Origin of the sequence: Kitasatospora sp. NPDC057542 (genome assembly GCF_042801945.1) — a bacterium.
Taxonomy (GTDB): Bacteria; Actinomycetota; Actinomycetes; order Streptomycetales; family Streptomycetaceae; genus Kitasatospora.
This window is the reverse complement of the sequence record NZ_JBHVFE010000698.1, coordinates 1-3,091: the sequence shown is the minus strand read 5'-3', so window position 1 is coordinate 3,091 and position 3,091 is coordinate 1. Positions and strand designations below refer to the sequence as shown.

4 protein-coding genes and 2 pseudogenes are annotated in these 3,091 nt (G+C 69.2%); 2 read left to right on the top strand and 4 right to left on the bottom strand.

Translation table 11 applies throughout. From position 1 onward, the window contains the following. From ACFU7Y_RS42275 to ACFU7Y_RS42260, 4 genes and pseudogenes are all read right to left on the bottom strand, one after another. Nucleotides 1-195 (bottom strand): annotated as a pseudogene (locus tag ACFU7Y_RS42275) (GNAT family N-acetyltransferase); the annotation flags it as partial. A gap of 266 nt (nt 196-461) precedes the next feature. Further along, nucleotides 462-698: an IS3 family transposase gene (locus tag ACFU7Y_RS42270; RefSeq protein WP_380771748.1), complete on the bottom strand. Its 237-nt coding sequence runs from the start codon at nt 696-698 to the stop codon at nt 462-464. A 5-nt stretch (nt 699-703) separates the two neighbouring features. Continuing rightward, nucleotides 704-991: pseudogene (locus tag ACFU7Y_RS42265) on the bottom strand (integrase core domain-containing protein); the annotation flags it as partial. 280 nt (nt 992-1,271) lie between these two features. Beyond that, nucleotides 1,272-1,670, bottom strand: coding sequence for a heavy metal-responsive transcriptional regulator (locus ACFU7Y_RS42260; protein ID WP_224281256.1), 399 nt, complete (start codon nt 1,668-1,670; stop codon nt 1,272-1,274). 75 nt (nt 1,671-1,745) lie between these two features. Between ACFU7Y_RS42260 and ACFU7Y_RS42255 the strand changes: the two genes are divergently transcribed. Both ACFU7Y_RS42255 and ACFU7Y_RS42250 read left to right on the top strand, forming a co-directional pair. Then, nucleotides 1,746-2,699: an alkylmercury lyase family protein gene (locus ACFU7Y_RS42255; RefSeq protein WP_380771746.1), complete on the top strand. Its 954-nt coding sequence runs from the start codon at nt 1,746-1,748 to the stop codon at nt 2,697-2,699. Nucleotides 2,700-2,709: 10 nt separating this feature from the next. Continuing rightward, on the top strand, nt 2,710-2,958 hold the full coding sequence (locus tag ACFU7Y_RS42250; RefSeq protein ID WP_380771744.1) for a hypothetical protein: 249 nt from the start codon (nt 2,710-2,712) through the stop codon (nt 2,956-2,958). Nucleotides 2,959-3,091 lie beyond the last annotated feature (133 nt).

The window sequence follows — 3,091 nt, the reverse complement described above, 5'->3', positions numbered from 1 at the left end:
GGTGCGGATCGAATTCTCGAGCTCCGCGACTGTGGGGTGTCCGTCTGCGTCGATTCGGCGGTGCGGCGGCACTCGTGGATCACGTTCGGTCCACAGCTCACGCTGGACGACAGCCTCGGCTACCCGCCAAGGCCTGAGCAGCAGGCGACTCGTCTCAAGTACAACCTCGCTGTCCGGAGTTGCGTCATCTGTCATGACAGTAACCATCTCACGGGCGAACGCGCTGTCGTGCCACGGGGTGCGGGGTCGGTCCTGCCGATCGTGGACGCTCGATATGCGGGACAACCGAGATCAATCCCTGAGCGTCGTCTTGGACTTGTGCACGTTCACCAGCACGTGGCTGAGCACTCTCACATGTACGCCGCCAGCTGGACCCGTGGGGTCCAGCCCTCCGTGCTGCTGGTGGCGTGTCAGTTCGGGGTGGGGAAGTGAGGTGACCCCCGGAACGTGGACACAGGGGTTCATGCTGCGAGTGAGAGTCCAGCGTGCATGTGGTGTTGCTGTTCGAACTCGATCGGTGAGAGGTAGGACAGCGTGCTGTGGCGACGGCGGGCGTTGTAGTAGGTCAGCCACTGGGAGATCTCCAGTCTTGCCTGGCTCATCGTCAAAACCGGCTTCCTGTACATCACCTCTCGCTTCAGTGGCCGGGCTACCCGCGCTTTCGCGGCGTGGGGAGCTCCCCTCCGAGGTGTGGACACCAGTGCTATGCGGCGAGTGCCAGCGTAACTGATCGTTGTTCGAACTCGATCGGGCTGAGGTAGTTCAGCGCGGAGTGCCTCCTGCAGGTGTTGTAGCGGGTGATCCAGCGGAAGACCACCAGGCGGGCGGCGCGGGCTCCGGGCCAGCGCTTCGCGCCTTGGAGGGTCTCCCGTTTCAGCGTGGCGTTGAACGCCTTGGTGGCGGCGTTGTCCGCGCTTGTACCGACCGCGCCGCGACTCCTGGTGACGCCCAACTCCCGGCAGATGTCGGCGAATTCCTTGGACACGTACTGCCCAGGTTCGGGCTGGCCCGTCGCAACGCCCGGGAGGGTTAGCGAGAAGCCCCCGGCTTCAGCCAGGGGAGGAGTCACGACCGTTCCAACGACCCGATCACCACAGGGACACGTTGTCATTGAAGTAGCGAGTTACGCCTGTCTCGCTACTCTGCGTACCGGGCACCGTCGCAGGACCCTGACGCCAAGCCCGAAGCTCCTGAGCAGCGACGAACATCGGTGTTGGGGATCAAAGGAACAGCTGTGCGGTAAACCTTGGCGGGCCGCGCCTTGGCCTGTGTCACCCGGTTGTGAGGATGCGGCAAATGTCGCCTTCGGTGCAGGTGGCGGGGTCGGTTGCGGAGGCGGTGCGGGCCAGTTCCCGCAGCATGGCGCGGGTCGTGGCCAGCTCGGCGAGGCGACGCTCGACGTCGGTGAGGTGCTGGTCGAGCAGCGCTGTGACGTGCGCACACGGGGGCTGGCCGCCGTCGCGGATCGCGAGGACGTCGCGGATCTCGGCGAGGCTGAGGCCGGCCGCCTGGGCGGAGCGGATGAAGCCGACCCGGGCGAGGGCGTGGGCGGGGTAGTCGCGGTAGCCGCCCGGGGTCCGGGGCGGGTTCTTCAGCAGCCCGGCCTGCTCGTAGAAGCGCAGGGTCTTGGTGGTGGTGCCGGTGGCGGTGGCGAGGTCTCCGATGCGCATACCTTCACGGTAGCCCTTGACCTTCCAGCGTGGTGGAAGGTCTAGCGTGGGCCGCATGACCTGGAGGTGTCGCTGATGCGCGTGGAGATGCTGATCGTCCCGCACTGCCCGAACGGCCCGGTGCTCAGGGAGCGGCTGGAGCTCGCCCTCGGGGGCCGAACCGACGTGGAGCTTGCGGAGCACGTGGTCGACGACCAGGCGCAGGCCGAACGCTGGGGCATGCACGGCTCGCCGACGCTGCTGGTCGACGGCCGCGACCCGTTCGCCGAGCCGGGCACTGCGGCCAGCGTGTCCTGCCGACTCTACCGCGGGGCGGACGGCCGGATCGACGGAGCGCCCGCCGTCGAGGAGCTACAGCGAATGCTCGGCACTGCCGCCACCGGCGGAGCGGACCGGGCGGCCGGCCGGTCCGGGCGGGGCCGTCTCGCCCCAGCCGAGCGGGGCCTGCGGGCGGTGCAGCAGGCCGTCCTGCAGTCCTTCGCCACCACCGGCTCCCCACCCGCGGCGGCCGAGTTGGAGTCGGCGGCCGAGCCCTTCGGCGTACCGGCCGCCGAGGTCCTCGCCGAGCTGGTCGCCGAGGACTTCCTGACCCTGGACGACACCGGCCGGGTCCAGGCCGCGTACCCGTTTTCCGCCATCCCCACCGAGCACGCCGTGGAGATTTCGGCCGGACCGACGGTGTGGTCGATGTGCGCGATCGACGCGCTCGGTATCCCCGTCATGCTCGACACCGACGCCGTCATCACCTCCACCGACCCGGTCACCGGCGAGAACGTCCGCGTGGAGTTCGCCGGCGGGAAGAGCGCCTGGCAGCCGGCCACCGCAGTGGTTTACTACGGTGTCTGCGCCGGCAACGGCCCGGCGTCCACCGTGTGCTGCGGCTACCTGCGCTTCTTCACCACCCGAGCCACCGCCGAACAGTGGAGCGGCCGACAGGTCGACCTCAGCGGTGCCGTACTGGACCAGGCCGAGGCCGAACGCCTTGGCGCGGACATCTTCGGCCCTCTCCTGAGCGCACCAGCCCGGTAGGAGCGCCGCCATGAACCCGAGCCGGCACCGCGACCCGAGCAGTCCGAGCGGGATGCTCGGACTGTTCGCGGCCGTCGCCGTCGCAGCCGTCGTGTGCTGCGCGGGGCCCGCGCTGATCGTCGCGGCGGCCTCGGGTGCGCTCGCCGCCTGCCCCGGCACGTGGTGGGCCCTCCTTGCCGCGGTGCTGCTGACCGTCGCGGCCGCTGGCTGGTGGCTGCGGCGGCGACAGGCCTGCCGCCCGCCGCGTCCTCCGCACTGATCGGGGGTCCGAGGGTCGAACGTCAGCACCGGCCGTTTCCGGTTGCAGAAGAGGGAGCCCTTTACCCAACTACAGCCTGACCGAGCTGGGTGGGCAGGGATCTTCGGTCACGCCTCATCACTCTCCGTGCGTC